The sequence below is a fragment of the Amycolatopsis dendrobii genome (genome assembly GCF_014145675.1).
GTDB classification, from domain to species: domain Bacteria; phylum Actinomycetota; class Actinomycetes; order Mycobacteriales; family Pseudonocardiaceae; genus Amycolatopsis; species Amycolatopsis dendrobii.
Window position 1 is genome coordinate 247,250 of record NZ_JACGZW010000004.1, and the last position, 26,602, is coordinate 273,851.

General features: G+C 68.2%; 25 protein-coding genes. 15 read left to right on the forward strand and 10 right to left on the reverse strand.

The window, feature by feature from the left end:
• Window positions 1-1,626 carry a phospholipase C gene (locus H4281_RS13135; RefSeq protein ID WP_182891161.1) on the forward strand — a complete coding sequence of 542 codons (1,626 nt, stop codon included), beginning with the start codon at window positions 1-3 and terminating at the stop codon, window positions 1,624-1,626.
• Between the two features lie 299 nt (window positions 1,627-1,925).
• Window positions 1,926-2,327, forward strand: a complete 402-nt coding sequence (locus tag H4281_RS13140) for a histone-like nucleoid-structuring protein Lsr2 (protein ID WP_182891162.1) — start codon at window positions 1,926-1,928, stop codon at window positions 2,325-2,327.
• A 287-nt stretch (window positions 2,328-2,614) separates the two neighbouring features.
• Here H4281_RS13140 and H4281_RS13145 read toward each other — a convergent pair whose 3' ends face one another.
• The 6 genes from H4281_RS13145 to H4281_RS13170 form a co-directional block, all read right to left on the reverse strand.
• Complete coding sequence (locus H4281_RS13145) at window positions 2,615-3,559, reverse strand: MBL fold metallo-hydrolase (protein ID WP_182891163.1); 945 nt, start codon at window positions 3,557-3,559, stop codon at window positions 2,615-2,617.
• Between the two features lie 226 nt (window positions 3,560-3,785).
• Window positions 3,786-4,703 (reverse strand): ROK family protein, encoded by a 918-nt coding sequence (locus H4281_RS13150; RefSeq protein WP_182891164.1) that lies wholly within the window; start codon window positions 4,701-4,703, stop codon window positions 3,786-3,788.
• Window positions 4,700-6,325: a dipeptide ABC transporter ATP-binding protein gene (locus H4281_RS13155; protein ID WP_182891165.1), complete on the reverse strand. Its 1,626-nt coding sequence runs from the start codon at window positions 6,323-6,325 to the stop codon at window positions 4,700-4,702. The genes H4281_RS13150 and H4281_RS13155 overlap by 4 nt, the downstream gene beginning before the upstream one ends.
• Window positions 6,322-7,152, reverse strand: a complete 831-nt coding sequence (locus tag H4281_RS13160) for an ABC transporter permease (protein WP_182891166.1) — start codon at window positions 7,150-7,152, stop codon at window positions 6,322-6,324. Before H4281_RS13160 ends, H4281_RS13155 begins: the two co-directional genes overlap by 4 nt.
• On the reverse strand, window positions 7,149-8,108 hold the full coding sequence (locus H4281_RS13165) for an ABC transporter permease (protein ID WP_182891167.1): 960 nt from the start codon (window positions 8,106-8,108) through the stop codon (window positions 7,149-7,151). The genes H4281_RS13160 and H4281_RS13165 overlap by 4 nt, the downstream gene beginning before the upstream one ends.
• Before the next feature lie 4 nt (window positions 8,109-8,112).
• The gene (locus H4281_RS13170) at window positions 8,113-9,909 is read right to left on the reverse strand and encodes a peptide ABC transporter substrate-binding protein (RefSeq protein ID WP_182891168.1); all 1,797 of its coding nucleotides are present in this window, start codon (window positions 9,907-9,909) and stop codon (window positions 8,113-8,115) included.
• A 150-nt stretch (window positions 9,910-10,059) separates the two neighbouring features.
• Here H4281_RS13170 and H4281_RS13175 point away from each other — a divergent pair, with 150 nt between their 5' ends.
• The 5 genes from H4281_RS13175 to H4281_RS13195 all read left to right on the forward strand — a co-directional run bounded on the left by H4281_RS13175 (window position 10,060) and on the right by H4281_RS13195 (window position 15,397).
• A complete protein-coding gene (locus H4281_RS13175; RefSeq protein ID WP_312872100.1) occupies window positions 10,060-11,205 on the forward strand; it encodes an ROK family transcriptional regulator in 1,146 nt (381 codons plus the stop codon).
• Entirely contained in the window at window positions 11,202-12,656 is a 1,455-nt protein-coding gene (locus H4281_RS13180) for a M81 family metallopeptidase (protein WP_182891170.1), read from the forward strand. The genes H4281_RS13175 and H4281_RS13180 overlap by 4 nt, the downstream gene beginning before the upstream one ends.
• A gap of 107 nt (window positions 12,657-12,763) precedes the next feature.
• Window positions 12,764-13,528 (forward strand): ArsR/SmtB family transcription factor, encoded by a 765-nt coding sequence (locus H4281_RS13185; protein WP_237596978.1) that lies wholly within the window; start codon window positions 12,764-12,766, stop codon window positions 13,526-13,528.
• Between the two features lie 308 nt (window positions 13,529-13,836).
• Window positions 13,837-14,904 (forward strand): transcription termination factor Rho, encoded by a 1,068-nt coding sequence (gene rho, locus H4281_RS13190; RefSeq protein WP_182891171.1) that lies wholly within the window; start codon window positions 13,837-13,839, stop codon window positions 14,902-14,904.
• Window position 14,905: 1 nt separating this feature from the next.
• A complete protein-coding gene (locus H4281_RS13195) occupies window positions 14,906-15,397 on the forward strand; it encodes a GNAT family N-acetyltransferase (protein WP_220507154.1) in 492 nt (163 codons plus the stop codon).
• Between the two features lie 101 nt (window positions 15,398-15,498).
• Here the strand turns inward: H4281_RS13195 and H4281_RS13200 are convergent, their stop codons facing one another.
• Entirely contained in the window at window positions 15,499-16,869 is a 1,371-nt protein-coding gene (locus H4281_RS13200) for an APC family permease (protein ID WP_182891172.1), read from the reverse strand.
• A 188-nt stretch (window positions 16,870-17,057) separates the two neighbouring features.
• On the opposite strand from H4281_RS13200, the gene H4281_RS13205 reads away from it, so the two are divergent.
• The 3 genes from H4281_RS13205 to H4281_RS13215 all read left to right on the forward strand — a co-directional run bounded on the left by H4281_RS13205 (window position 17,058) and on the right by H4281_RS13215 (window position 19,567).
• Window positions 17,058-17,543, forward strand: a complete 486-nt coding sequence (locus H4281_RS13205) for an Lrp/AsnC family transcriptional regulator (protein WP_182891173.1) — start codon at window positions 17,058-17,060, stop codon at window positions 17,541-17,543.
• A 168-nt stretch (window positions 17,544-17,711) separates the two neighbouring features.
• Window positions 17,712-19,094, forward strand: coding sequence for an aspartate aminotransferase family protein (locus H4281_RS13210; RefSeq protein WP_182891174.1), 1,383 nt, complete (start codon window positions 17,712-17,714; stop codon window positions 19,092-19,094).
• 65 nt (window positions 19,095-19,159) lie between these two features.
• Window positions 19,160-19,567, forward strand: coding sequence for a hypothetical protein (locus H4281_RS13215; protein ID WP_009082327.1), 408 nt, complete (start codon window positions 19,160-19,162; stop codon window positions 19,565-19,567).
• A gap of 60 nt (window positions 19,568-19,627) precedes the next feature.
• Here H4281_RS13215 and H4281_RS13220 read toward each other — a convergent pair whose 3' ends face one another.
• Together H4281_RS13220 and H4281_RS13225 are read right to left on the reverse strand one after the other, a co-directional pair.
• On the reverse strand, window positions 19,628-21,112 hold the full coding sequence (locus tag H4281_RS13220) for an alpha/beta hydrolase (protein WP_182891175.1): 1,485 nt from the start codon (window positions 21,110-21,112) through the stop codon (window positions 19,628-19,630).
• Between the two features lie 80 nt (window positions 21,113-21,192).
• Window positions 21,193-22,008: a class I SAM-dependent methyltransferase gene (locus tag H4281_RS13225; protein ID WP_182891176.1), complete on the reverse strand. Its 816-nt coding sequence runs from the start codon at window positions 22,006-22,008 to the stop codon at window positions 21,193-21,195.
• 55 nt (window positions 22,009-22,063) lie between these two features.
• Here H4281_RS13225 and H4281_RS13230 point away from each other — a divergent pair, with 55 nt between their 5' ends.
• From H4281_RS13230 to H4281_RS13250, 5 genes are all read left to right on the forward strand, one after another.
• Entirely contained in the window at window positions 22,064-22,519 is a 456-nt protein-coding gene (locus tag H4281_RS13230) for a MarR family winged helix-turn-helix transcriptional regulator (protein ID WP_182891177.1), read from the forward strand.
• A gap of 84 nt (window positions 22,520-22,603) precedes the next feature.
• Window positions 22,604-23,803, forward strand: a complete 1,200-nt coding sequence (locus H4281_RS13235; RefSeq protein WP_182891178.1) for an FAD-dependent monooxygenase — start codon at window positions 22,604-22,606, stop codon at window positions 23,801-23,803.
• 29 nt (window positions 23,804-23,832) lie between these two features.
• A complete protein-coding gene (locus H4281_RS13240; RefSeq protein WP_182891179.1) occupies window positions 23,833-24,225 on the forward strand; it encodes a MerR family transcriptional regulator in 393 nt (130 codons plus the stop codon).
• Entirely contained in the window at window positions 24,222-24,530 is a 309-nt protein-coding gene (gene trxA / locus H4281_RS13245) for a thioredoxin (protein WP_182891180.1), read from the forward strand. Before H4281_RS13240 ends, trxA begins: the two co-directional genes overlap by 4 nt.
• 79 nt (window positions 24,531-24,609) lie before the next feature.
• Window positions 24,610-25,260, forward strand: coding sequence for a DUF998 domain-containing protein (locus H4281_RS13250; protein WP_182891181.1), 651 nt, complete (start codon window positions 24,610-24,612; stop codon window positions 25,258-25,260).
• On the opposite strand, the gene H4281_RS13255 is transcribed toward H4281_RS13250, so the two are convergent.
• Window positions 25,242-26,372 carry an MAB_1171c family putative transporter gene (locus H4281_RS13255; protein ID WP_182891182.1) on the reverse strand — a complete coding sequence of 377 codons (1,131 nt, stop codon included), beginning with the start codon at window positions 26,370-26,372 and terminating at the stop codon, window positions 25,242-25,244. The two genes, H4281_RS13250 and H4281_RS13255, sit on opposite strands and share 19 nt — an antisense overlap.
• Window positions 26,373-26,602: the final 230 nt, after the last annotated feature.

Here is a 26,602-nt window from a genome sequence, read left to right on the forward strand (position 1 = left end):
GTGGACACAGCATTCGGCAGGCGGCGCCGTCGCCTGCTCGGTGCGGGCGCGCTCGTCTCGGCGGCCGTGCTCGCGATCGTCACCGGGTCCGCGGCGTCGTCCGCGCAGGCCCAGCCGCTGCACCAGTTGCCGGCGTCGTGGCTGCCCACGCTCACCCCGATCAAGCACGTCGTGGTGATCTTCGGCGAGAACATCTCGTTCGACCACTACTTCGGCACCTACCCGAAGGCGACCAACGAGAACGGCACCCCGTTCCAGGCCGCGAAGAACACGCCGAAGGTCAACGGCCTCGACGACAAGCTGCTCACTCAGAACCCGAACGCCTACAACCCGAAGCGGCTCGGGCCGGACCAGGCGCTCACCTGCGACCAGAACCACAGCTACGGCGCCGAGCAGGCCGCGTTCAACGGCGGCAAGATGGACAAGTTCGTCGAGAAGACCGAGACCGACAAGTGCACCGGACAGCCGGTCCTCTTCGGCGAGCCGGGCCTGGTCATGGACTACTACGACGGCAACACCGTCACCGGCATGTGGAATTACGCGCAGCACTACTCGATGAGCGACAATTCGTTCAACACCGTCTTCGGCCCGTCCACCCCGGGCGCGATCAACCTGATCTCCGGGCAGACGCACGGGATCCAGGCGGTCGACCCGGTCACGCACGAGCCGAAGAGCGACCCGTACGTCGTCGCGTCGCCGGACGAGGACGGCGTCGGCACCGTGATCAACGACCCGGACCCGGCGTGGGACGACTGCTCGGGCAAGAACCACACCTCCAAGGACAACCTCGGCGCGATGCGGGGTCGCAACGTCGGCGACCTGCTGAACGACCGGCACGTCACGTGGGGCTGGTTCCAGGGCGGCTTCAAGCCGACCGGCACCCAGAACGGCTACGCCGTCTGCGGGCAGAAGCACGCGAACATCGGCAATCAGTCCTCCGTGGACTACAGCCCGCACCACCAGCCGTTCCAGTACTACAAGTCCACTTCGAACCCGCACCACCTGCCGCCGTCCTCGGTGCAGGCGATCGGGCAGACCGACCAGGCCAACCACCAGTACGACACGAGCGACTTCGACGCCGCGCTCAAGGCCGGTTCGATGCCCGCGGTGAGCTTCCTGAAGGCCCCGGAGTACCAGGACGGGCACGCGGGCTATTCCGACCCGCTCGACGAACAGCATTTCGTCGTGGACGAGATCAACAAGATCCAGCAGTCGCCGGAGTGGCGTTCGACCGCGATCGTGCTCGCCTATGACGACTCCGACGGCTGGTACGACCACGAGAACTCGAAGATCGTCAACGGTTCGCAGGACGCTTCGCAGGACCAGGCCGTGTGCACCGGAAAGCCGGCCGGCCTCGGTGGGCACGCCGACCGCTGCGGCTACGGCCCGCGGCTGCCGCTGCTGGTCATCTCGCCCTACAGCAAGACGAACTACGTCGACCACACCCGGACCGACCAGACCTCGGTGCTGAAGTTCATCGAGGACAACTGGTTCTCCGGCCGGGTCGGGAACGGCTCGTTCGACACTCGCGCGGGCGGGCTCTGGAACATGTTCAACTTCTGGTGGCCGCAGGCGGGCAAGCTCCCGCTCGACCCGAAGACGGGTGCGCCGACTGGGCGCAACTAGCTCGCGTTTCGCCGAGAACACCGAAGGCCATCGGGTTTCGACCCGGTGGCCTTCGGCCGTTTCCGAGGCTGGTCTCCCAGTCCGCTCAGCGGGAAACCGCGTGCGAATACCGCGAGACTGGAAATTTCCAGTGCGCCGGAACTGTGCGCGCAGTCGCGGATTGGGCACTGAAGGTGTTCGGGAACCGGCGGGGAAAGCAGCGGCCGCCGAACCGGAATGGAGTCGCGCTGCGCGGACCGTCACTCGACACGATAGGGTAATCGCAGGCACATCCTGTAGAAGGTGAAGGAACGCGAATCATGGCGCAAAAAGTCCATGTCGAGATGGTGGACGACATCGACGGCAGCATCGCCGAACAGACCGTCCCGTTCAGTCTTGACGGCGTGAGCTACGAGATCGATCTGTCCGAGGACAACGCTGCCGCACTTCGGGAAGAGCTGGCCCGTTACGTCGCCGCCTCGCGCCGGGTCGGCGGCCGCAAGGTCCGGATGGCTGCCGGACAGGCCCCGCGGCCGGCTTCGACCGCCGCGGACCGCGAGCGCAACAAGGCGATGCGCGAGTGGGCCGAGAACAACGGTTTCACCGTGTCCGACCGCGGCCGGCTCCCGGCGGAGATCGTGAAGGCGTACGAAGAGCGCGACACCGAGGCTCCGGCCAAGCCGGCTCGCAAGCGCGCGACGCGCAAGAAGGCCAGCGCCTGAGCGTTCTTTTCGGCAGCTGTGCCGCGGGGGCCGCGGCGTGTGATCAGCGGTGAGGGCGCCGCCGGGATTCCCGGCGGCGCCCTTCTGGCTGTCCGGGGGAAATAGCGATTCCGCGGCCTCGACGCGATACCGAGGTCCGTGAAGGGCTCCTTGAGGGAATCCGATTCCCTCAAGGAGCCCTTCACGGACTGCTGCGGCAATGCCAGGGCCGAGGCGGATGGCGGTTCGCGGGGTTGCCCTCACGTACTCGCGGTCATGAGCCGGTGCGGGGAATCGATTTCCCGGCATTAAGGCTTGCCGAGTCCGAGCAGCGTGTCCAGGTCGATCTTGCCGCCCGCGGCGTCGCGGATCGCGCGCATCGCTTCGGCGGACGCGAGCCGTTCCCCGTGCTGGTCGGCGTGCGCGCGCAGCAGATTCCCGATGTGCCGTTCCGGGACTGTCCACGTGGGCCAGCGGCGGCGGGCGATCGTGGCGAGTTCGGAAAAGTCCGGCGTGCCCGCGCTCGCGGTCGCATCGAGCAGCCAGTGCAGATAAGTGCGCAGCACCGCGACCGGGAAACTGCCCGGATGGCTGAGCCCGCCGTGCCCAGGAACGAAGGTGCGGACGTCCGGGAACATTTTGTCGAGCCAGTCCAATGCGGTCAGCCAGCCCGGAATCGAACCGTGCACGGCGAACGGCGTCGACCCGACCGACAGCAGATCGCCGGTGAAGAGCGTCCCGGTGCGCGGTTCGAACAGCACGAGGTCGCCGTCGGTGTGCGCGGTCCCGGGAAACGGGACGACCTCCACGACCACGCCGCCGAGATCCACCTCGACCGGTTCGATCACCGCGTGCACCGCCTCCGGCCGCGGCGGCTCGAGCTTGCCCCAGTTCGCGCAGGCGAAGATCTCCTCGTTGCACTGCGGACCGGACCGGATGATCGGCACCGCGGTGGGCGCGGCGAGGATCCGGCCGCCGTTGCGCAGCGCGACCCCGGCCCCGTTGTGGTGGGTGCCGTGCGCGTGGGTCAGCACGAGCGTGAGCGGCATTTCGACGGTCGAGTACTTGCGGACGTCGCTGACCAGGTCGAGCGTGTCGCGTTCGGTGCCGCAGGTGTCGACGAGCAGCACGCCTTCCCGGCCCCGGATCCAGCCGCAGTTGGACACCATCCAGTCGCTCGGGCTGCGCACATACGCGACGACGCTCGGGTCGGAATACCGGAGCGGGACGATATTGCGCCTGATGACGGGCATGGGATCCCCTCGTTGGCCACCGGACGGGAATTGATCACCGGAATGGTATAGACCAAGTCACCTGCTGTCAGCGGGGTGGAGACCACGCTCACGCGCATGGTCCGCCGCAGTTCTCGCCCGTCCCGTTCCGCCCAGCTTCGCGCGCATCGTTGCCCCCGGCTCCGTCGGTGCCCGACAGCGTATACCCCGAGGCCACGGTTTTCTCGATGGTCCACAGAGGACTGGTTTAGGGGTTGCTCACGTCCGGTAGCCGCTGAATACCGGCAGTGAGACCGGCCGCGCCGAGCGCCACGGATTTCGCCCCGTGCCGGGAGAGCCGGATCGCCACGGGTTTCCCGGACAGCAGCGGCCGTTCCTCCAGCGCTTCCCGCACCGGTTTCTCCAGCAGCGCCCAGGACTTGATCACTGAACCGCCGAGCACGCAGGTCGCGAGGCCGAGCAGGCCGGCCGCGTGCGCGATCGCCTGGCCGAGGAACCGGCCCGCGTCGGCAAACACCGCCTGAGCAGCTTGATCACCAGCGAGAGCTTCCTCCGCGACCGCCTCCGCGGTGAGAATTCGGCCGGTCGCTTCGGCATAACGGCGGGCCAAGGCGCGGCCGGCCGCGTACGCCTCGAGATGTCCGATCTGCCCGCAAGTGCAGCGTTCTTCCCCATAGCGGCCGATGTGCCCGATCTCGCCGGCCCCGGTCTCGCCGCCGTACAGCAGCCGCCCGTCGACGAACAGCGCGCCGCCGACCCCGGTGCCGACCGCGACGCCCAGGACGTTCCGCTCGCCCGGCAGCAACTCGCCGAGAAGGAATCCGTCCACGTCGTTCACGGTGCGCACCGGCACCCCGCCGAGCCGCGCGGACAACTCGGCGTTGACCGGCGTGCCCGCCCATCCGGTGAACGAATCCCCGGTGACCAGCACTGTTCCGGTCACCGGGTCAACGACGCCCGCCGCGCCGACGCCGACTCCGGCGAGCGCCGCGCGGTCCGGCACCAGCGAGCTGACCAGCTCCGCCGCCCGGTCGAGGATCGCCGCGCCGCCCCGGTGCGACTGCGACGGCGCGGACGCCGAGCCCAGTTCCCTTCCCTCCTCGTCGCACACGATCACCAGGGTTTTCGTCCCGCCGATGTCGACTCCGGCCCGCAATCCGGTCACGCCGCGGGGTCCGCGCCGGCCAGCGCCTCGCGCCGGCTCCGCTGCAACTGCGGATCCGGCACCGGAGAGGACAGGAGCAACGCTTGGGTGTAGGGGTGTTCCGGAGTGCGCAACACCGTTTCCGCCGGGCCTTCCTCCACCAGTTCGCCCGCGCGCAGCACCGCCACCCGGTCGCACAGGCTGTCGACCACCGCGAGGTCGTGGCTCACGAACAGGCAGCCGAAACCGAACTCGCGATGCAGCCGCCGGAACACCTCCAGCACCGCTGCCTGCACGGATACGTCGAGCGCGCTCGTCGGTTCGTCCGCGATCAGCAGCTTGGGCCCCAGCACCAGGGCGCGGGCAAGGCTCACGCGCTGGCGCTGCCCGCCGGACAGCTCGTGCCCGTACCGGCCCAGCAGGCTTTCCGGCAGTTCCACCGCGTCGAGGAGTTCCCGCACCCGCCGCTGCCGCTCGCCGCGGCCGGTCGAGGTGTGGACCACCAGCGGTTCGGCGACGGTCTGCGCGACCGTCATGCGAGGGTCGAGCGAGGACGCCGGGTCCTGGAACACCGCGCCGATCTGCCGCCGGACCGCCCGCGCCGAGCGTCCGGTGCCTTTCGGCAGCGGTCCGCCGAGCACTTCGACGGTTCCGGATTTCGGCGTGACCAGGCCCAGCGCGCAGTTCCCGAGCGTCGTTTTCCCGGAACCGGATTCGCCGACCAACCCGACGATCTCACCGGGTGAGACGGACAGGGAAACGTCGTTTACCACCTGCCGTCCGCCGTACTCGACCACCACATTCGACAGCGCGAGCACCGGCTTCCGGGTTTCCCCCGCGGCCGGTTCGTGCGAGAACGAACCCAGTTGCGGAACCGCGGCCAGCAGTTCCCGGGTGTAATCCGCCTTCGGCGACTCGAACAGTTCCGCCGCCGGAGCTTCTTCGACGAGCTTGCCGTTCCGCAGCACCGCGACGCGATCCGCGACATCGGCGACGACACCCATGTTGTGCGTGATCAGCAGCGTCGCGGTGCCTTCGTGCTCGCGGATGTCGCGCAGCAGGTCGAGAATCTGCTGCTGCACGGTGACGTCGAGCGCGGTGGTCGGCTCGTCCGCGATGATCAGCTTCGGCCCGGCCGCGAGCGCGATCGCGATCATCACGCGCTGCCGCAGACCGCCGGACAGTTCGTGCGGGTACTGCTTCAGCCGCGCGGCCGGTTCCGGAACGCCGACGCGGTCGAGCAGTGCGGCGCACCGGTCGTAGTAGCGGCGGTGGCGCAGTTTCTCCGGGTCGTGGTTGCGGATCGCCTCGGCCAGCTGGAAACCGATGGTCCGCAACGGGTTCAGCGCGGTCATCGGTTCCTGGAACACCATCCCGGCGCCAGGGCCGCGCAGTTTCCGCAGGTCCTCGCCGCGAAGGTCGAGCACGTTCTGCCCGGCCAGCCCGATCGACCCGGTGACCCGCGCGGAGCCCGGCAGCAGCCCGAGCACCGCGAGCGCGGCTGTGCTCTTGCCGGAGCCGGACTCGCCGACCACCGCCACGATCTCGCCGGGCGCGACCGACAGGCTCAGCCCGTCGACCGCCGCCGCACCGCCGGAATAGGACACCCGCAGGTCACGGATGTCCAGCACTGCTTCGCTCATCGTCGCCCCTTCACCGCGAACGCGTCGCGCAGCCCGTCGCCGAGGAAGTTGATCGCGCACACCACCAGGACGATCGCGATGCCCGGCGGCAGGATCAGCCACCACGCGCCGTCGAAGGTGTAGGTAATTCCTTTAGAGAGCATCGCGCCCCAGTCGGTGTCGGGCGCGGGCACGCCGAGACCGAGGAAGCTGACGTACGCCACGAGCAGGATCGCGTCGGCGATCTGGAACGTCGCGTTCACCACCACGGTGCCGATCGCGTTGGGAATGATGTGCCGGAACACCACGCGCGTGCGGCTCGCGCCGAGCACGGTGATGGCCCGGATGTAATCGCGTTCCCGCAGGCTCACCGTTTCCGCGCGCATCAGCCGCGCGGGCACCAGCCACGACACCGCGCCGATCAGCAGTGCCAGCACGCCGACGCTCGGCGTCACCAGCGTCGCCGCCACCAGCAGCAGGAACAGTGCCGGGATCGCGACGCCGGTGTCGACGATCCGCATCAGCACGGTGTCCAGCCAGCCGCCGGTGTACCCGGCGACCGCGCCCCACACCGCGCCGATCGCGGTCGCGATGAGCCCGGCGAGCACGCCGATGATCAGCGACGTGCGACCGGCCACCATGAGCCTGCCGAGCACGTCGTAGCCGAGGTCGTCGGTGCCGAGCGGATGCCCTCCGCCGGGTCCGAGGCGGGCCGAGGCGAGGTCGGTGTGCGACTGGTCGGTGCCGTAGACCAGCGGCCCGAGGAAACAGAACGCCACGACGAGCAGCAGCAGGATCGCGCCCGCGACAGCGGTTTTGCGGGCAACCAGCCGCGAAAGGACAGTCACGACCGCGCTCCCTTCACCCGCACCCGCGGGTCGATCGCCAGCTGGACCAGGTCCGCGAGCAGGGAGCCGAGCACGGTCGCCACGGCGATCACGAGCACGACGCCCAGCAGCACCGGGAAATCGGCGGTGCGGGTCGCGGTCCAGAACAGCAGGCCGATGCCGGGGTAGTTGAACATCGATTCGACGACCAGCGAACCGCCGAACACCACCGGCACGTAATAGCCGAGCATGGAGACCACCGAGGTCAGCGAGTTCGGCCAGACGTGCCGCCAGATGATCGTCCGCTCCGGCGTGCCCTTGGCCCGCGCGGTGCGCACGAAGTCCTCGGCCAGGCTGTCCAGAGTGGACGCCCGCATGTACCGGCTGAACGCGGCGAGCGCGGCTCCGGTCCCGGCGAGCACTGGCAGGACCAGCGCGCCCGGTTGAGACAGCAGTTCGCCGATCGTTTCGCCCTGCGCGGCCTGCGCCGGGAACCAGGGCAGGACCTGCGCGAACAGGATGATCAGTACCAGCGACAGGAAGAACACCGGCGTCGCGTAGAGCACGAAGGTGACGGCCGTGGTGAGCACGTCCGCGGTACGGCCGCGGCGGACCGCCTGCCACACGCCGAGCGGGAGCGCGGCGAGGATCGCGAGCGCGGTGGACAACACGGTGAGCAGCAGGGTTTTCGGCATCCGCTCGGCCAGCAGGGTGCTCACCGGCGAGTTCTGCGTGTACGACTCGCCGAGGTCGCCGTGCAGCAACCGCAGCAGGTAATCCCAGTACTGCACCGGAAGCGGCTGGTCGAAGCCCTGCGCGTGGTTGAACGCGGCGATCTGCGCTTCGGTGGCTTTCACGCCGAGGACGCCGCGAGCCGGACCGCCGGGCAGCAAATGCAGCAGCACGAACGTCACCACGGTGACCAGCAGCACGACCACCACGGCCAGCGCGAGCCGGCGGAGGATGTAGCGCGTCATGTCCTCACCTCGTCCAGAACCAGCGTTGCGGCAGCAGTTGCCCGGCCATCGGGTCCTGAGAAACGCCGTGCAGCGCGGTGTCGATCGCCGACACCTGATACGGCGGATTCGGCAGCCACAGCACCGGAAGCTGCTCGGCCAGGTAGGCGCTGTACTCGAGCATGGCCCCGTTGTCCGACGCCAGGTTGGTGGCCGAGATCAGCTTGTCCGCCTTGGGATCGGTGTAGCCGCCGAAGTTCGTGCCCGCGCCGGTCGCGAACAGTTCCTCGCCGCTGGGGTTCGCCGAGAAGTACCAGCTGCCTTGTGTGCCGAAGTAGGACAGCTGCCAGCTGCACGAAGGGTCCGTCGGCTTGCACGTGGTTCCGTTGGCCAGCACGGTGTTCAGCGGCTGTGCGTTGATCTTCATCTCAATGCCGGCCTTGGACAGCTCCGAGCGCAGTTCCTGCATGGTGCCGTCGGTTTCGTCGGAACCGGATTCGGTCAGCATGGTCAGCGACAGCCGGGTGCCCTCGGCGATGCCCTCGCCGCATAGTTTGGCTTCTGCGCAAAGGAGAACGCCGTCTGATCCGGGTTTCCAGCCGTGGTCGGCGAGCAGCTGCTTCGATTTGTTCAGGTCGAACGGGTACGGATTGGTCTTTTGCTTGGGCGACAGGTACTTCGTGTCGTTGTCCTGCGGGACCGGGCCGTAGCCGACGCGCGCGGCACCGCGCCAGATCACCGAGGTGATGGCGTCCTGGTCGACCGCGTGCTGGATCGCCTGCCGGACATACAGCTGGGAAAACACCTTGCCCAGCTTCGGATTGTTGAAGTTGTACGGCGAGTACGTGATGGACCAGCCGTTCCACGGTTCGACCCGGTAGCCCTGTTCCTCCAGCTTCGAGCGCTGGCCGAGGTTCGACGTCGGCAGGTAGCCGTAGTCGACGCCGCCCGCGCGGAGCACGTTGTACTCCGCCGAGGAGCTGGTGAAGGTCAGGAACCGGACGGTGTCGATCTTCGCCGGGTCCGGGCCGGTGTACTTCGGGTTCTTCCGCAGCGTCACCTCGCCGGAGGTGGTGAACCCGGCCAACGCGAACGGTCCGTTCACGACTTTCCACAGTGGATTCGTCGCATAGGTGCCGAGCTGTTTCGCTTGGCTGACCAGGAAATCGAAGACCTGCTTCGCGCCGTCCGGCGTGCGGTCGTGGTCGCCGACCGGGCCCGCCGCGCTCGTGCGGTCCCACGAGTGCGGCATCGGGACGATCAGGCTGAGCTGGTTGGCGGTGAACCAGTCGGGGTTGTACGCCTTGTCCAGGGTGAACGTGAACGTGTGGTCGTCCACGGCGTGGAACCCGGTGATGCTGTCCGGGATCAGGCCCTTCGAGTACTTGCCCCAGTTGTCTTTGCCCGCGCGGGCGAGGTTGAGCCAGAACTCGACGTCCCTGCTGGTCATCGGCTCGCCGGTGGACCAGGTCAGCGGCTTGAGCGTGATCGTCACGGTCTTGCCGTCGGGGGAGTAGCGCGGCACGTTGGCGGCGCTCGCGGCGTCGTCGAGGTTGACCGAGCCGGAACTGGCGTCGTAGCTGTACAGGGGCACGTACATGGTGGACCGGATCATCCCGTTGTACGACCCGCTGTAGCCGGGAATCGAGAACGGCATGATCCAGTTCGGCGTCGCCGACGGGGGCATCGCGAACCGCACGGTCCCACCGGTTTTCGGGGTGCCGGAACCGCCGCCGTGCGGTTCCCGGCTCGCCGCGCAGCCGGACAGCGCCAGCGCGGCGAGCGTGACCCCGAGCGCGGCGCGCCACGGGCGTCGAGCCATTCGCATCACTTCCAACAACTATGATGAAAGACCTTTGCCAGGCGCTATGCGGTGTCCTGGCTGTCGGGTAATCTTGCACGCGAGACGGGAATTGCCAAGAGTCTTGTCGAACGGTTTAGTTACATCAATCTTGATGAAAGAGGTGGCGCGGTGGATCCGGCCGGACCGCTGCGGCTGTTGTGGCTGGTCGCGCACGGCCACGCGAAGTCGCGCATGGACCTGGCGCGAGCGCTCGGGCTGCCGCAATCGACGGTGTCGGTGCGCACGCAGGCGCTGATGTCCGCCGGGGTGCTGAGCGAATCCGGCGAGGGCCGGTCCGCCGGCGGACGGCGGCCGAAGCTGCTGTCGGTCAACACGGAGTTCGGCCACGTCTGGGGCGCCGACGTCGGCTCGCGGCACGTGCGGATCGGCGCGCTGGACATCGCGGGCAATCTGCTGGAAGTGCACGAGCGTCCGCTGGACATCAGCCAGGAGCCGCGCGAACTCGTCGCCGGGCTGGCGGCCGCGGTGCGCGATGTGATGGCAGACGCGGATTGCCCGGGCCGCGCGCTCGGTCTCGGCGTCGCGTTCCCGGGCCCGGTGGACGTCGACGCGGGCACCATCACGCTGCCGTCGCGGATGCCGGGCTGGCGCGGTTTCGCGGTCCGGGACGCGCTGGCCGAGCACTTCGAGCTGCCGGTGTTCGTGGACAACGACGCGAACCTGCTGGCGTTGGGCGAATCCGTGGCCGGCGCGCCCGGCCGGACGTTGCTGGTGGTGAAGGCCGGCACCGGCATCGGGTCCGGAATAGTGCTGGGCGGCGAGCTTTACCGCGGGCGGGCCGGAGTCGCGGGCGACATCAGCCACGTGCGCGTGCCCGCCGCCGAAGACCGGCCGTGCACCTGCGGGAACCGCGGCTGTCTGGAAGTGGTGGCCAGCGGCGCCGCGCTCGTCGGGCAGTTGCGGGCGCAGGGATTGAACCTGGAGACCACCGCGCAGGTGATGGCCACCGCCGAGGACGGACATCCCGAAGCGACCACGGCCGTGCGGCGCGCCGGACTTCGGCTCGGCGAGGTGCTCGCCACGGTGGTCAACTTCAGCAACCCGGACGAGGTGCTGCTCGGCGGCGCGCTGTCCGGTTCGGAAGCGTTCGTCGCGGCCGTGCGCGGTGCGCTGTACGAACGGTGCCTTCCCTTGGCTACCCGGGAACTGCGGATCGACCGGGTGCGGTTCGGTGCGGACGCGGGGCTTTGCGGCGCGGGTGCGCTCGCGCTGGACGCGGTGTTCGAGCAAGCGATCAAACGGAGTGGACGATGAAGAAGCTGCGGATCGGGATTACCGGAATCGCCATCGAATCGAGTACCTTCTCGCCGCATCGGTCCACTGTGGACGACTTCCGGGTGCTGCGCGGTTCCGATTTGCTTGCCCGCTATGACTTTCTCGACGCGGACTGGGCGCGCGATGTCGAGTGGGTGCCGCTGGTCGACGCCCGTTCGCTGCCCGGTGGTGCGGTCACCGAGGAGGCTTACGCCGAGCTGTCCGGGGAAATCCTGGACCGGTTGCGTTCGGCGGGCGAGCTGGACGGGCTGTTCTTCGACATCCACGGTGCGATGAGCGTCGTCGGACGGTCCGATGTGGAGGCTTCGCTCGCGCAGGAGATCCGTTCCATCGTCGGCCCGGACGTCCTGGTGTCGGCGTCGATGGACTTGCACGGCAACGTTTCCCGGGAACTGGTCAGCGCGCTGGACCTGATCACTTGCTATCGGATGGCCCCGCATGAGGACGCGTGGGAGACCCGCGAGCGGGCGGCGCGGAACCTGGTGGCGCGGCTGCGGTCCGGCGGTCGGCCGAAGAAGGCTTGGGTGCAGGTTCCGGTCCTGCTGCCGGGGGAGAAGACCAGCACCCGGCTCGAACCGGCGAAGAGCATTTACGCGGCGGTGGACGACGTCGAAGCGCTCGACGGAGTCCTGGACGCGGCGATCTGGGTCGGTTACGCGTGGGCCGACGAACCACGCTGCCAGGCCGCGGTAGTGGTGATGGGCGACGACGTTTCGGTGATCACCAAGGAAGCGGAGTACCTGGCCCAGTCCTATTGGGACGCTCGGCACGACTTCGCGTTCGTCGCCCCGACCGGCACCCTTAAGGAATGCCTCACGCAGGCGGTCACTTCGACCTCGCGGCCGTTCTTCATCAGCGATTCCGGCGACAACCCGACCGCTGGCGGTGCCGGGGACACGTCGTGGAGCCTGGACGTCCTGCTGAACACTCCGGCCATTGTGGACTCCTCGTTGACCACTTTGTACGCGGCCATTGTGGATCCCGAAGCCGTCGCGACGGCGGTCGCAGCTGGCGTCGGCGCGACGATTTCCGTTGAGCTGGGCGGAAAAGTCGACTCTGGCCCGCACGGTCCGGTCGCGCTCACCGCACAGGTGGCCGCGATCGGCACCGACGACCCGGTCGCCGGAACCGCGGTGGCGCTGGCGGTCGGCGGCCTGCGGGTGATCGTGACCGCGCGCCGCAAGCCCTACCACCTCGAATCCGACTTCCATGCGCTCGGCCTGCACCCGCGCGAGGCGGACGTGGTGATCGTGAAGATCGGCTACCTCGAACCGGAGCTGTACGACATGGCCGCGGACTGGCTGCTGGCGCTCACCCCCGGCGGCGTAGACCAGGACCTGCTCCGGCTCGGCCACTCCGGCATCGTCCGCCCGATGTTCCCCTTCGACCCCGACATGGCGGCCCCTTCGCTCACTTCTGAGGTCTTCTGAACACTTTGAGTAGTCGGCGCCGAGGCGGTCAGTAACTCGCCTCGGCGCTGACCTGTGTTTACCTCCGCCGACTTGACATGCAGGCATTTGCCTGCCTTACTGTAAGTGTGCAACCCGACCTGGACAAAGTGTTCAAGGCGCTGGCGGATCCGACCCGCCGGTACCTGCTCGACCAGCTGCGCGAGGACAACGGGCAGACGCTGGGCGAGCTGTGCCGCCGGCTGGAGATGACGCGGCAGTCCGCGACCCAGCACCTCGCCGTGCTGGAGGCGGCGAATCTGGTGAGCAGCGTCCGCCGCGGCCGGGAAAAGCTGCACTACCTCAATCCGGTGCCGCTGCACGAGATGCAGGAGCGGTGGGTGGACCGGTTCGAGCAGCCGCGGCTGCGGATGCTCAGTGCCGTCAAACGTCGAGCAGAGGAAGCCATGAAGCCGAGTTTTGTGTATGTGACCTACATCGAGAGCACGCCGGAGAAGGTGTGGCACGCGCTCACCGACCCCGAGCTGACCGGGCAGTACTGGGGCCACCGCAACGAGTCCGACTGGAAAGTGGGTTCGAGGTGGGCGCACGTGCGGACCGACGGGTCCGGGATCGCCGACGTCGGGGGCGAGGTCGTCGAAGCGGTTCCGCCGAAGCGGCTGGTCACCACCTGGTTCGACCCGAACGGCCCGGAGGACCAGGAGCCGTCTCGCGCGACGTTCGACATCGAACAGCACGAGGGCATCGTCCGGCTGACGGTGACCCACGAGGACCTGCCGGACGAGAAGGCGCACCAGGACGTGTCCGGCGGCTGGGCGGCGGTGCTGTCGAACCTGAAGTCGCTGCTGGAGACCGGGCACGTGCTGCCGCAGGCTCCGTGGGAGATGCCGTGACGGTCGCGCGGGAATAGACCCGCGGCCAGGTTTGTTGGGGTCTGGTGAGCGTCGGCTTTTCGCCGGGCAGTCGCTCACGAGGCCCCTTTCGCGTGCAGTGCCGGTTGTGCGGCCGGAACCGATGCGCTACTCTCAGCGCATACCCCAGGAAGTCGGCCCCGCCGCCCAGGGGTTCCGCCCTCTCCGCCAGCGTGAATCAACGCGACGCGGATCGGCGTTCTTTCCGAAGCCCGTCGCCTGACCCGCTTCGTCTCATCCGGCGGTCCGCCTTTTCGCGTCGACTGTCACTGCTCAAGGAGCCACAAACCATGACACAGCAAGGAATTCTCGACATCCACGGCAAGACCGCCGCCCTGGGCTACACCCCCGGCGGCCCGTCGGTGCCACTTTCAGTGATCCGCACTCACGGCCTGCGCCGCGGCGACGAACTCGTCCTCGACGACGGCGAACTCATCTCGGTCAACGGCCGCCCGCCTGGGGAAAAGCGCCCCGATTTCGAGAAACTCACCCCCATTCACCCGGACCAGCGATTGGTCCTGGAAACCAGCAGGCACCAGCTCACCACGCGCGTCCTGGACCTCGTCGCACCCCTGGGCAAAGGCCAGCGCGCGCTGATCGTCGCCCCGCCGCGCACCGGCAAAACCACTGTGCTGCAAGCGATCGCGCAAGCGGTAGCAGTCAACCACCCCGAGGCGCACCTTATGGTGCTGCTCGCCGACGAACGCCCCGAAGAAGTCACCGACATGACCCGCTCGGTGCACGGCGAGGTCGTAGCGTCCACTTTCGACCGCAAGCCCGCCGAACACACCGCCGTCGCCGAACTGGCCCTGGAACGTGCGAAACGCCTGGTCGAAACCGGCCGTGATGTCGTACTGCTGCTGGATTCCCTGACCCGGCTGGGCCGCGCATACAACCTGGCAGCCCGCACCTCCGGTCGCATCCTGTCCGGTGGTGTCGATGCCAGCGCACTGCATCCGATGAAGAAAATCCTGGGCGCGGCAAGGAACATCGAGGGCGGCGGTTCGCTCACCATCATCGCCACCGCACTGGTCGGCACTGGTTCGCTGGCGGACACAGTGTTCTTCGAGGAACTGAAAAGCACCGGCAACTCGGAACTCCGCCTGGACCGCATGCTCGCCGACCACCGCGTTTTCCCCGCCGTAGACTTCTTCGGCTCCGGGACTCGCCGTGACGAGTTGATCGTCCCGCCGCAGGAACTGGCCGTCATGAACGAAGTCCGCCGGGCGTTGTCCGCGCAGGATCCTAAGCGGGCCGCGGAACAGTTTCTGGAACAGGTCCGCACGACGAAGTCCAACGCGGAATTCATCGCCCGGGTGAACGCTTCCCTGGCCGTTCCGGCTACGGCGGCTGCCTGAGTTGCAGACCGAACGCCTCCGCCTCACCCCGATCGGTCCGCATCTCGCCGACGAGTTGTACCGCCTGCACCTGGACTCTGGAATCGCCCGCTGGTACGGCGGCTGGACCCGCGCCGACGCGGAAGCCCGCGCCGCGGAGATCGGCCGAAGCTGGCAACGCGACGGCGTCGGCAAATGGCTTGCCCACCACCGGGAATCGGGAGAACTCATCGGCCGCGGCGGACTGTCCTATCAGGACGTCGATGGTGTACGACGGCTGGAGATCGGCTGGGCAGTACGCGAGGCGCACTGGGGAAGCGGCTACGCCACCGAGATTGGTCTTGCTGGCCTGGCCCGCGCACGAGAACTCGGCGCTGCGGTAGTCGTCGCCTTCACCGAGGTGCACAACGTTCGTTCGCGTGCGGTGATGGAACGACTCGGCTTCGCCTACTGCCACGATTTCCCGCATCGAGGCGAACCGTTCGCGCTTTACGCAATCTCGCTTGATACCTGAGCCGAGTTCGCCACTGTCGCCTAGACGGAACCGCTCCGCTCTTTCGGATTCTGCCTTCTCTCCGTCGCACCGCGAGCCGCCCATCGTCACCTGGGCAAGGGTCAGGGAATCGTCACCAGCCACCGATCCGTCCGCCGCCGCAGGTACCCCCACCAGTACCCGGCCGAAACCACCAGCACCCCGGCCGTGATCGCCAGGTCCAGCAGGCTCTGCGACACCAGCACGTACCCCAGAGCCAGCACCGCCGCGACAGGCACGACCGGCCACCCGGGCATCCGCCAGACCTGCGGACGCCGGTGTGCCGGCCGCCGCGCCCACAGCACGCTCACCGAAATCGCCAGATACAACGCGACCACGGCCACCCCGGTCACGCCGCTCAGCGTTTCCACTGGCACGAAACACAGCACTGCTTCCGAGACGCCGACCACGAGCGTCGCCACCCAAGGCGCACCGAACCGCGGACTCACCACGCTCAACGCGCGATTCACCGGTTCCGGCCACGCGCGATCCCGCCCCGACGCGTACAGCACGCGCGAGTTCTGGATCACCATCACGATCACCGCGTTCACGATCGCCGCCGCGATGCACAAGCTCACGATCGTGCCGAAGGTCGAACTGCTCCAGCTCACCACGAGTGCGGTCAGATCGAGGTTTCCTAGCGTCGCGAGATCCGGCACACCCAGCGTGATCGCGACGACCGGCACCAGAATCACGACCGCGCTGACGCCGAGCGTCCAGAACACGGTCCGCGACACCGTCTTGTGCGGTTCGCGCATTTCCTCCGCCAGATACACCGCGGTCGAGAACCCCTGCACCACGAACAACGCCACTGCGAGTCCGGCGATCACCGAGACCAGTGCGATGGGATGCAGTCCGTCCATGCTGGGACGCACGAGCACTGTGGCCGGACGGTCCGCGTGCGCGAAGCCGAGCACGGACACCACGACGATCGCGACGATCTCGATCACCAGGAAAATCCCGGTCAGCCAGGCATTCGACCGCAGGTTCACCAGGCCCATCCCGGTGGACGCCAGCATCACCAGCGCACCCGCCACGGACGGATCGACGTGCACGAGCACTGTCAGGTAGTCGGCCACTCCGATCGCGATGATCGGCGGCACCACCAGGATCACGATGAACGACAGCACGAACGTGATCCACCCGGCGAACCGGCTGACCACTGTGGACACCATGGCGTACTCGCCGCCCGAACTCGGGACCAGCGTGCCGAGTTCGGAGTAGCAGAAGGCGATGCCCACGCACAGCAGCACGGCGAGCCCGATGGCCAGCGCGGTGCCGGTGCCCAGGGAACCGAACAGCGGCGGGACGAGAACGAACAGCGACGAGGCGGGAGTCACGCAGCTCAGCGTCAGCAGCGTACCGCCGCCGACTCCGATCGATCTGGTCAGCGAGCGGGGCGCGGGCGAACCGGCGGCAGTGTCGGTCTGGACGGGGACCGGATGAGGCGGCATGGGGATCCCTCCGTCGGCGGCGCTGGAATTCGACGGATGGAACAGGACGGGTCGGTCGTTGTCAACGGCCGAAAGACGACGAAATCCGTTGTCGGGCACCCTGGCCGACGGTCCATCCGGACACTCAGGGTGCCTGTTTGCCACGCTCCCGGTTGCCTGCGGGAGGGGTGACCCGAGATGATCCCGGGATGCAGAGCCAGGACCCGAACCGGCCGGCGCCGCCGGTGGTCGACGACATTTCGAAGCAGATCATCGCCCAGTTGCAAGAGGACGGACGGCGGCCGTACGCCACGATCGGCAAGGCGGTCGGGCTGTCCGAGGCGGCGGTCCGCCAGCGGGTGCAGCGACTGTCCGATTCGGGCGTCATCCAGATCGTCGCGGTCTCGGATCCCTTGCAGATCGGGCTTTTCCGCCAGGCGATGGTCGCGATCACCGTCGACGGCCCGCTCGATCCGGTCGCCGACGCACTGGCCGAAATGGACGAGATCGAGTACGTCGTGCTCTGCGCCGGTCGCTTCGACGTGCTGTGCGAGGTGCTCTGCGCCGACGACGAGGCACTGCTCGACGTGATCTCCAATCGCATCCGGACGCTGCCCGGAGTGCGCACCGCGGAGACGCTCGTGTACCTCAAGCTGCGGAAGCAGTCGTACCAGTGGGGCACGCACCGCCGGTGACGACGAAATCCGAAGGTCTGTCTCGATGGGACTGCTGAAATTAGTCGTTGTGAGTGGCAGCGACGACTGATCCGCTTGCCAACCGGCGTCGGCTCGTGCGATAACCGAGAAGTCCGGCCGGTACGCCACGGTGCGTGCCGGCAGCTTCGAGGCCCGTTTCGAGGAGCCATGACCACGACCGCCGAACCCGCCGGGATCGCCACCGGCCAGGGCGCCGCCGCACACGACAACCTCTGGCTGCACTTCACCCGGCACAGCCAGGCCGAGCACTTCCCGGTGATCGTGCGCGGCGAGGGCGCCTACATCTGGGACGACACCGGCAAGCGTTACCTCGACGGTCTCGCCGGGCTGTTCGCGGTGCAAGTCGGTCACGGTCGTGCGGAACTGGCCGAAGCCGCTGCGCGGCAAACGAAACAGCTCGCGTACTTCCCGCTCTGGGGGCACGCGCATCCGCCCGCGCTCGAACTGGCCGAACGCTTGGCCGCCGCATCGCCGGGCGATCTCAACCGCGTGTTCTTCACCGTGAGCGGCGGCGAATCCGTGGAAACGGCGTGGAAACTCGCCAAGCAGTACTTCAAGCTGACCGGAAAACCCGCCAAGCACAAGGTGATCAGCCGCGCGCTGGCGTATCACGGCACGTCGCAGGGCGCGCTTTCCATCACCGGAATTCCCGGCGCGAAGGCCGATTTCGAGCCGCTGGTGCCGAGTACGCTGCGGGTGCCGAACACGAACTTCTACCGCGCACCCGAACACGCTGACGATTACCAGGCTTACGGCCGATGGGCCGCGGACCAAATCGAGCAGGCGATCGAATTCGAGGGCGCGGACACCGTCGCCGCGGTATTCCTCGAACCCGTGCAAAACACCGGCGGTTGTTTTGTCCCGCCGCCCGGCTATTTCGAGCGGGTACGCGAGATCTGCGACAAACACGACGTGCTGCTGGTGTCCGACGAGGTGATTTGCGCCTTCGGCCGGGTCGGCTACGACTTCGCGGCCAAGCGATACGGCTACCAACCGGACATCATCACCACCGCCAAGGGCCTGACCTCGGGGTACGCCCCGCTCGGCGCGGTGCTCGCGAGCGACCGCCTGATGGAGCCGTTCGCCGGCGGCGAGGCGACCTTCATGCACGGTTCGACCTACGGCGGGCACCCGGTTTCGTGCGCGGTCGCGCTGGCCAACCTCGACCTCATCGAGCGGGAGAACCTGTACGGCCATGTGCTGGAAAAGGAAACCGCCTTCCGGGCGACCCTCGACCGGCTGAGCGATCTGCCGATCGTCGGCGACGTACGCGGCACCGGATTCTTCTACGGCATCGAACTCGTCAAGGACAAAGCGACCAAGGAGACCTTCACCGCCGAGGAATCGGAACGCGTTTTGCGCGGTCATCTCTCGAACGCACTGTTCGAGGGCGGTCTCTACTGCCGCGCCGACGACCGCGCCGAGCCGGTGGTCCAGCTGTCGCCGCCGCTGATCTGCGACCAGCCGCAATTCGACGAGATGGAGCAGATCCTGCGCGAGGCGCTCACCGGAGCGTGGAAATTGCTCTGACGCCCGCTGCCGCCCCGGTTGTCCCGCTACGCTGATCTTCGTTGCCTACCAACGGGAGGAAGCGCGTGGCGCAGTGGAATGACCTGGTCGCCTACATCAGGCAGACCTACCGGGTGATCCGGGACGACCCGGGCGAAATCCGGATCCGGGTCCTGTTCGGCGACGACGCGGAGACGACCGGGCGGGCGCAGGTCGTGGTGATCGCCAGGGAGATTTTCGACCAGCGCGAGGACTGGGTGCAGATCGCGACCCCGTTCGCCCGCGTGGACGAGGTCGATCTGCTCACCGTGCTGACCGAGGTAGGCCAGACGCTGGTGGTCGGCGGGCTCGTGGTGATGGGCGAGCATCTCGTGCTGCGGCATTCGCTGCCGCTGCTGAACCTCGACCTCAACGAGTTCACCGATCCGCTCGAACTCGTCGCCGGTTCGGCCGAGCTGCTGGAACAGCAGTTCACCGGCCGTGACGACTACTGAGCGGCCGCGGCCACGAAAAAGCGGGGCCCTGATCCGATCAGGGCCCCGCTTCGCGTTGGCTCAGTACGGTTGCGCAGCCGGCGGCCGCACACCGTCCATCCTGGACTGAACGCTCGGCTCGACCGCCGGGCAGTGCTTGCCGCGACCCGGGCTCGTGCCGTCGATCAGGAAGGCGTCCGCGGCGTCGGTGACGCACTGGCTCTTCTTGAAGTACGCGCCGTGGCCCCACCCCTCGTAGGTGAGCAGCGGCGCACCGGACTGCTGCGACGCGTGCACCGCCCAGTCGTACGGCGTGGCCGGGTCGTAACGGCTGTTCAGCATCAGCATCGGCACGCCTGGCCGGACCGACAGCGGATGCTGCGGGTTGCGCACCGGGCTCGGCCAGCCCGCGCAACCGGCCGCAGCGCTCCAGCCCAGCGGCGAGAAGTGCAGGTCAGGCGACACCCTGGTGAGCGCACGCCGGTAGCTGTCGAGTTGCGGGTAGCTGGTGACCGGAAGCCGCCAGTCGGAGCAGAAGATGCTGTTGAACGGGTTCGGAATGGGGATGTCGTCCTTGGCGAAGGACGACTCGGCCGGTTTCCCGTCGCGCAGGTCGACCAGCGTCTTCGCGAGCTTGTCCCAGGTGGGACCGTAGAAATTCTGCGAGAAGAGGCCGACGAACGCCATCGGGTCGAGTTTGTCGTCCGGGGTGCCGAGTTCGCCGCGTTCGGCGCGGGCGTACAGGTCCGCGGTCAGGGCGCTGATGTCCTGGCCGTGCAGCGCGCACGACGTCGTCCGGTCGCACCAGCCGGTGAACTGCTCGAACGACTCCTGCGTGGCCTCGGTTTCCGTCTTCAGGAACTCCCAGGTGCTGCGGATCGAGTGGTCCATGTTGCTGTCGAGCACGAGCGCGCGCACCCGGTCCGGGTACGCCTCGGCGTACTGCTGGCCCATCAGCGTGCCGTAGGAAACGCCGTAATAAGTGAGTTTTTCGTCGCCGAGCGCGGCGCGGATCGCGTCCATGTCCCGCACGACGCCGCGGGTGTCCGAACGGCTGGCGAGCGGCCCGGTGATCCGGTCGCAGCTGCGCCCGAGCGCGCGGTTGTACGAGAGCAGCTGCCGGAATTCGCCGGAATCCTTCGGCAGCACCGGGTTTTTCGCGGTGAGCTCGTCGAGCCCGCACTTGATCGCGGTGCTTTCCCCGACCCCGCGCGGATCGAACCCGACCGTGTCGAACCGCGCGGCGATCTTCGGCGACAGCGTCCAGCCGCTCTGTACCTCGCCCGCGCCCGCGCCGCCCGGCCCGCCGGGATCCATGAGCACCGAACCGATCCGGTGCGCGGGATCGGTGGCCTTGCGCCGCGCGAGCGCGAGCTGAATCGTGCCGTCGCCGGGACGGTCCCAGTCGAGCGGCACGGTGAGCTTGCCGCATTCGGCTCCCTGCCCGGTGGGACACGGTTTCCAGTCGATGGCCGCGGGGGCGGCGTTCGCCGGTGCCGCGGTGAACAACGCCGTCGCCGCGGTGACCGCGGTGGCGGCGACGGCCAGTTTCCTGCCCAGACCCAATGCCCTGCCCCTTCGGCGTGAACTGGAGACGTCAGAGTCCCCGATCTTGCCAGAAGGTGACGGGTGCCACTAGTGCGGGTTTACTGTCCTTTGTGGACGATGCGGGTGCTGGCCAGATGTACTTGGAAGACAAGCGGAATCAGCCCATCGGGTGCGGCCAGTGCGGGCGCTTCGGCGAGAAAGGCGGTTTTCAGCGCGCTGGAAGCCGATTCGGCGAGCGGGAAGAGGTTGTAGACGGTCGAGACGAAATCCCAGACCTGATCGAGCGACCCGCTGAAGTCGATCTCCTCGGTACGCCACTGGACGGGACTGAACCCGGCCGGGGAGAGGATTTCGTCCAGGCCTGCCCGACCCCGCGTGCGCGGATCGCCGAGCCGGGGGATCCGCTGTTCAGCCGGGACTTCGGCGAGGATTTCCCGCAACAGCTTGCCGAACAGCGCGTACGCTTCGCCTCCCGCCGGCCCGCCGCCGAGGACGAGCGACAGCTGCCCGCCCGGCCGCAGCACACGGGCCAGTTCCGCGGCCACCTCGTCGATGTCAGTCATCAGCATGAACGCCATGTGCGATACGCAGGCATCGAACGCGTGGTCCGCGAACGGCAGTTGCTGCGCCCGCCCCTCCGCCACCGCCGCCGAACGCTGCCTCGCAAGAGCCAGATCGACACTTGAGAGATCAACCCCGATCGCCTGATGTCCAGCCGCAGCAAGGAGTTCAAGGAGAAATCCGTCGCCGCAAGCCAGATCGAGCACGCGTCCAGGGGAGGCGATCTCGTCCCGGAGAAGCTCGTAACTCGACCGTCCGCCGGCGCTCCGCCCGTCGCCGAACGCGCGCGACGTAACCGCCGGATGGCTTGCGTGGAAGGCACGAAAGAAGGTTTCTTGCGCAGACCTGGTCACTCTCCCAACTTACGCACCGGCGCGAAATCCCGCCTCGGCTTTGTAGAATCACCGGATGGCGGACGTGGCGACCGATCGGCGCGAGGCTGAGGTCTGGTGTTCCTACCAGCGCGTGCAGCGGGCGCTCGGCAGCGCGCTCGACCGGCAGCTGGAGCGCGACGCCGGGATCTCCGGAGCCGACTACGCCCTGCTCGTCCCGCTCGCGAACGAACCGGACGGCGTGCTGCGGATGCGCGAGCTCGGCGCGACCGTCGAATGGGACCGCAGCCGGTTGTCGCATCACGTGAGCCGGATGTGCAAGCGCGGGCTGGTCACGCGCGAGAACTGCACCGAGGACGCGCGCGGGGCGAATGTCCGGCTCACCGACGCCGGCCGGGAGGCGGTCGCGGCGGCACGGGAACAGCACGGCGAACTCGTGCGCCGGTATTTCTTCGACCAGGTCAGCGGCCCCGAGCTGGAGCTGCTCGGCCGCGTTTTCTCCCGGATGCTCACCCGGCTGGCACAGGACTGACCAAGATCGTCAGCGCTCCGTGCGGGCGCGGTAAGCGGTGCGCCGCAGTCTTGCCGCATCGCCTACCGATCCAGGGGAGCAGAGATGACCGGCAAGACCGTTCTCGTGTCCGGCGCCAGCGTCGCGGGCCCGTCCGCCGCCTACTGGCTGCACCGTTACGGCTATTCGGTGACCGTCGTCGAGGCCGCGCCGCAGCTGCGGCCGGGCGGGCAGGCCGTCGACTTCCGCGGCGAGCAGATGAAGCTCGTCGAAGCGATGGGCCTGCTCGACGACCTGCGGGAGCGCGAGACCGCGCTGCGCGAGCAGGTGCAGCTCGACCCGGCCGGTCAGCCCGCCTTCACTCTGCCGAGCGGGTTCACCAACGGCGAGCTGGAGGTCCTGCGCGGCGACCTCGCCCGCGTCCTCTACGACCACACCAAGAACTACACCGAGTACGTCTTCGGCGACCGAGTCACCTCGCTCGCCGAGACCCCCGACGGCGTCGACGTCACCTTCCGCCACGGCGCCCCACGACGGTTCGACCTGGTCGTCGGCGCGGACGGGATCCACTCCGGCGTCCGCACGGCGGCGTTCGGCCCGGAGGCGAAATTCCGCACCGACCTCGGCTACCACGTCGCCGGGTTCACCGCACCCAATCACCTCCGCCTCGACCACGAGGGCCTGCTCTACAACGAACCCGGCCTCGGCGCGATCGTCACCAGCCACCGCGACCCGGAGACGGTCACCGTCGGCCTCACCTTCCGCGGCGACCCCGACGGATACGGCCGTCCCGACCTGGCCCGGCAGAAGGACATCGTGACCAGCGTCTTCGCCAACGCCGGATGGGAACTCCCGCGGCTGCTGACCGCCGTCGCCGACGCGCCTGACCTGTACTTCGACACCGTCGGCCAGATCAAGCTCGACAGCTGGTCGCGCGGCCGGGTCGTGCTGCTCGGCGACGCCGCCTGGTGCGCCGGGCCGGGCGGATCCGGCACCGGGCTCGCGATGATGGGCGCGCAGGTCCTGGCCGGGGAACTCGCCGCGGCCGGCGGCGACCACGCGACCGCGTTCGCCCGCTACGAGCAGCGGCTGCGCAAACCCGCCCGGGTCGGGCAGCGCAACGGAGCCGGTTCGGGCGACTTCCTGGTCCCGGCCACCGAGGAGAAGCTGCGCAAACGCAACCGGATGTACCGTTCGCTGGCCGGTCCGATCGGCCGCCGCGTCTTCGAGTACATGGGCAACCGCGCGGCGAACGCGGTCAAGTACCGCGAATACCCCCAGCCCCGCGCGCACGCCTTGCCTTGACGCTGACGGCAAGGTTTAGCGTCGGGGACATGCGGATCGGCGAACTGGCCCAGCGGACCGGGACCACGACGCGGGCCCTGCGCTTCTACGAGGCACAGGGCCTGCTCCCGGCGGCGCGCGCGGCGAACGGCTATCGCGAGTACGACGAGGACCACCTGCGGCTCGTCGAGGAAATCCAGACCCTGCGCACGGTCGGGTTCAGCCTCGACGACACCCGCCCGTTCGTCGACTGCCTCCGGACCGGCCACGACGCGGGCGACGCGTGCCCGGCGTCGGTCGAGGTGTACCGGCGGAAGCTGGAGGAGGTCGAAGCCTGCATGCGCGACCTCGCCGCGGTCCGCTCCGCACTGCTCGACAAGCTCGCCGCCGCTGCCACGCGCCCGGCTGACCCATGCACTGCCGAATCCGAGGAGCCCCGATGACCACCGACGCCACCTTCGCCGCCGACGTACTGGACCACGACCAGCCCGTCCTGGTCGATTTCACCGCCGACTGGTGCCCGCCGTGCCGGATGATCGCGCCGGTGCTCGCCGAGATCTCCGCGGAACGGCCCGGTCTCACCGTGCGCGAGCTCAATACCGACGAAAACCCCGAAACCATGCGCGCGTACCAGGTGATGGCGCTGCCGACGCTGATGCTGTTCCGCGACGGCGCCCCGGTCGCGTCGTTCGTCGGAGCCCGGCCGAAGGCGAAACTGCTCGCGGATTTGGACGATCTTCTGGGCTGAACCGGTGGATTTCCCCGTCTGCCCGGTGATCCGGTGACGGAACAGGTACAAAGAGTGCACGACTTCGGGGAGCCGTGCCATGACTGCTTTCGTGCGCTCTTACCTGTTCCTTCGCCGCGCCATCGGGGTGCTCGGGATCCTGCTGCCGATCGTCGTGATCGTCGGCAAGGAACTGCTCGAGGGCGGCGGTCTGCTCGGCTCGCTGAGCGGTTATTACTACAGCGATCTCCGGAACGTCTTCGTCGGCACGCTGTGCGCGATCGGCGTCTTCCTGATCGCCTATCGCGGGTACGGCCGCGTCGACGACATCACGGCCAACGTCGCGGCGATCGCCGGCATCTGCGTCGCGCTGTTCCCGACCCAGCCGGTCTCGCCGACCCCCGCCGAGCACGCGATCGGCATCGCGCATCTGGTGTTCGCCGCGATCTTCTTCCTCACCCTCGCGTTCTTCTGCCTCGTCCTGTTCACCAAGGACGACGGCGCCCCGACCCAGCGCAAACGTTCGCGCAATGCCGTCTACCGGACGTGCGGCATCGTGATGCTCGCCTGCCTGGTGCTGATCGTGATCAACGGCCTGTTCTTCAGCGCCGCCACAGCCGCCTTGCATCCGACGCTCTGGCTGGAATCGCTCGCGGTGTTCGCGTTCGGTTTCGCGTGGCTGACGAAGGGGCAGACGCTGCTGAGCGACCAGCCGCAGCCGCGGCCCGAGGCTCAGGCCAGCTTGCCGTAGGCCTCCGACACCTGGGTGAGCCAGGCGACCTCGGCGGCGAACGTCTTCGCGTCGTGGTCGTCGAACGCGCCGTTGTCCTGGCTTTCCGCCGGGGCCAGGCCGGAGGTCTTCGCCTCCAGCGCCTGGCGGATCTTGCGGGCCTCGGCCATCGCCTGGTCGCCGTCCGGGGTGTCGGCGCGGTCCATGTACGGCCGCAGCGCGCGCCAGCCGTCGCGGATCTCGATCACCCGGCGATGCAGCCGGTAGTGCAGGTCCGACCAGCGCCGATCGGTGTCTCCCTCGGTCGGCGGCTCCAGTGCGATGCCCGGCGAGGATTCGTACAGCGAATGCCAAAGCGGGTAGAGCGCGCGATAAGACCGGTAATTGCGCTGCCATCGCGCGACCGACGAGACGTGCTCGCCCCACGACGGCATGGTCAGCCCGAACGACACGATCACGATGCCCAGCGCGCTGAACACCGACGGCGCGATCGCCCACGCACCGAGGTGCCAGCCGAGCGCCGGGCTCACGATGTTCACCGCGCGCGTGGCGCAGTAGAGGAACAGCACGACCGCGCCGACCGCGAGCGTCCGCAGCGTCCGGCGCAGCCACACGCGCGACGTGCTCCGCGCGTACGGCAGGCACTGCAGGTAGATCGTCACGCACGGCACGGCCTGCGAAATGATGAAGAGCAGCAGGTAGGTGAGGATCACCGGGTCGCTGCTGCCCACCGCGAAGGCGGTGCCGGGGGTGCCCGGTTTGTTGCCGATGAAGAACAGCACGGTCAGCACGACGAACAGCACCGCGCCGGAAACGATCCACGCCCGGATCCGCGTGCGGATTTCCGCCGGGGGATTCGCCCACAGCATCAGCAGCAGCTGCGCGCTGATGCAGTACGCGACCGCGGCCAGGTGCAAGATCAAGATCGCCAGATTGGGGATCCCGAACAGCGAGCCGATGCTGAGCGAGAGCGCGCCGAGGGTGAAGGTGACGCACTGCAGGATCAGCGTCGTCATCAGCACGATGTAGGCCGGGTCGCGCCACGAGCGGCGCATCGAGAAAAGCTTGTACAGCAAGGCCGCGTACGAGGAGACCGCCGACAGCGAGAATAAGATGATCTTCAGAGTGTTCACTCGCGCCCCCGGAACGGCCTCAGCGCCCGGCGGGCGGAACGGTGTGCGCGGCAACCTTGGCGGAATTGTTCACGATCGGCGACCATACACCACCGCAAGTGCCGGAACTAGGGCCGGAAAACTGGTTCTGGCCTGGGCGAATTCCGAGTGGATCCCGGGTGTCGGGGGCCTGCTCGAGAACCGCTGGAGGTGATCTTCCGGTGAACGGCGGGCGACCGGGTCGTGAACGG

Excerpts from the sequence above, each read along its gene's own strand:
- H4281_RS13210 (WP_182891174.1), top strand. The coding sequence starts at position 17,712 with ATGACCACGACCGCCGAACCCGCCGGGATCGCCACCGGCCAGGGCGCC.
- H4281_RS13140 (WP_182891162.1), top strand. The coding sequence starts at position 1,926 with ATGGCGCAAAAAGTCCATGTCGAGATGGTGGACGACATCGACGGCAGC.
- H4281_RS13240 (WP_182891179.1), top strand. The coding sequence starts at position 23,833 with ATGCGGATCGGCGAACTGGCCCAGCGGACCGGGACCACGACGCGGGCC.
- rho (WP_182891171.1), top strand. The coding sequence starts at position 13,837 with ATGACACAGCAAGGAATTCTCGACATCCACGGCAAGACCGCCGCCCTG.
- H4281_RS13180 (WP_182891170.1), top strand. The coding sequence starts at position 11,202 with ATGAAGAAGCTGCGGATCGGGATTACCGGAATCGCCATCGAATCGAGT.
- H4281_RS13205 (WP_182891173.1), top strand. The coding sequence starts at position 17,058 with ATGCAGAGCCAGGACCCGAACCGGCCGGCGCCGCCGGTGGTCGACGAC.
- H4281_RS13200 (WP_182891172.1), bottom strand. The coding sequence starts at position 16,869 with ATGCCGCCTCATCCGGTCCCCGTCCAGACCGACACTGCCGCCGGTTCG.
- trxA (WP_182891180.1), top strand. The coding sequence starts at position 24,222 with ATGACCACCGACGCCACCTTCGCCGCCGACGTACTGGACCACGACCAG.
- H4281_RS13250 (WP_182891181.1), top strand. The coding sequence starts at position 24,610 with ATGACTGCTTTCGTGCGCTCTTACCTGTTCCTTCGCCGCGCCATCGGG.
- H4281_RS13145 (WP_182891163.1), bottom strand. The coding sequence starts at position 3,559 with ATGCCCGTCATCAGGCGCAATATCGTCCCGCTCCGGTATTCCGACCCG.
- H4281_RS13155 (WP_182891165.1), bottom strand. The coding sequence starts at position 6,325 with ATGAGCGAAGCAGTGCTGGACATCCGTGACCTGCGGGTGTCCTATTCC.
- H4281_RS13235 (WP_182891178.1), top strand. The coding sequence starts at position 22,604 with ATGACCGGCAAGACCGTTCTCGTGTCCGGCGCCAGCGTCGCGGGCCCG.
- H4281_RS13230 (WP_182891177.1), top strand. The coding sequence starts at position 22,064 with ATGGCGGACGTGGCGACCGATCGGCGCGAGGCTGAGGTCTGGTGTTCC.
- H4281_RS13165 (WP_182891167.1), bottom strand. The coding sequence starts at position 8,108 with ATGACGCGCTACATCCTCCGCCGGCTCGCGCTGGCCGTGGTGGTCGTG.
- H4281_RS13170 (WP_182891168.1), bottom strand. The coding sequence starts at position 9,909 with ATGGCTCGACGCCCGTGGCGCGCCGCGCTCGGGGTCACGCTCGCCGCG.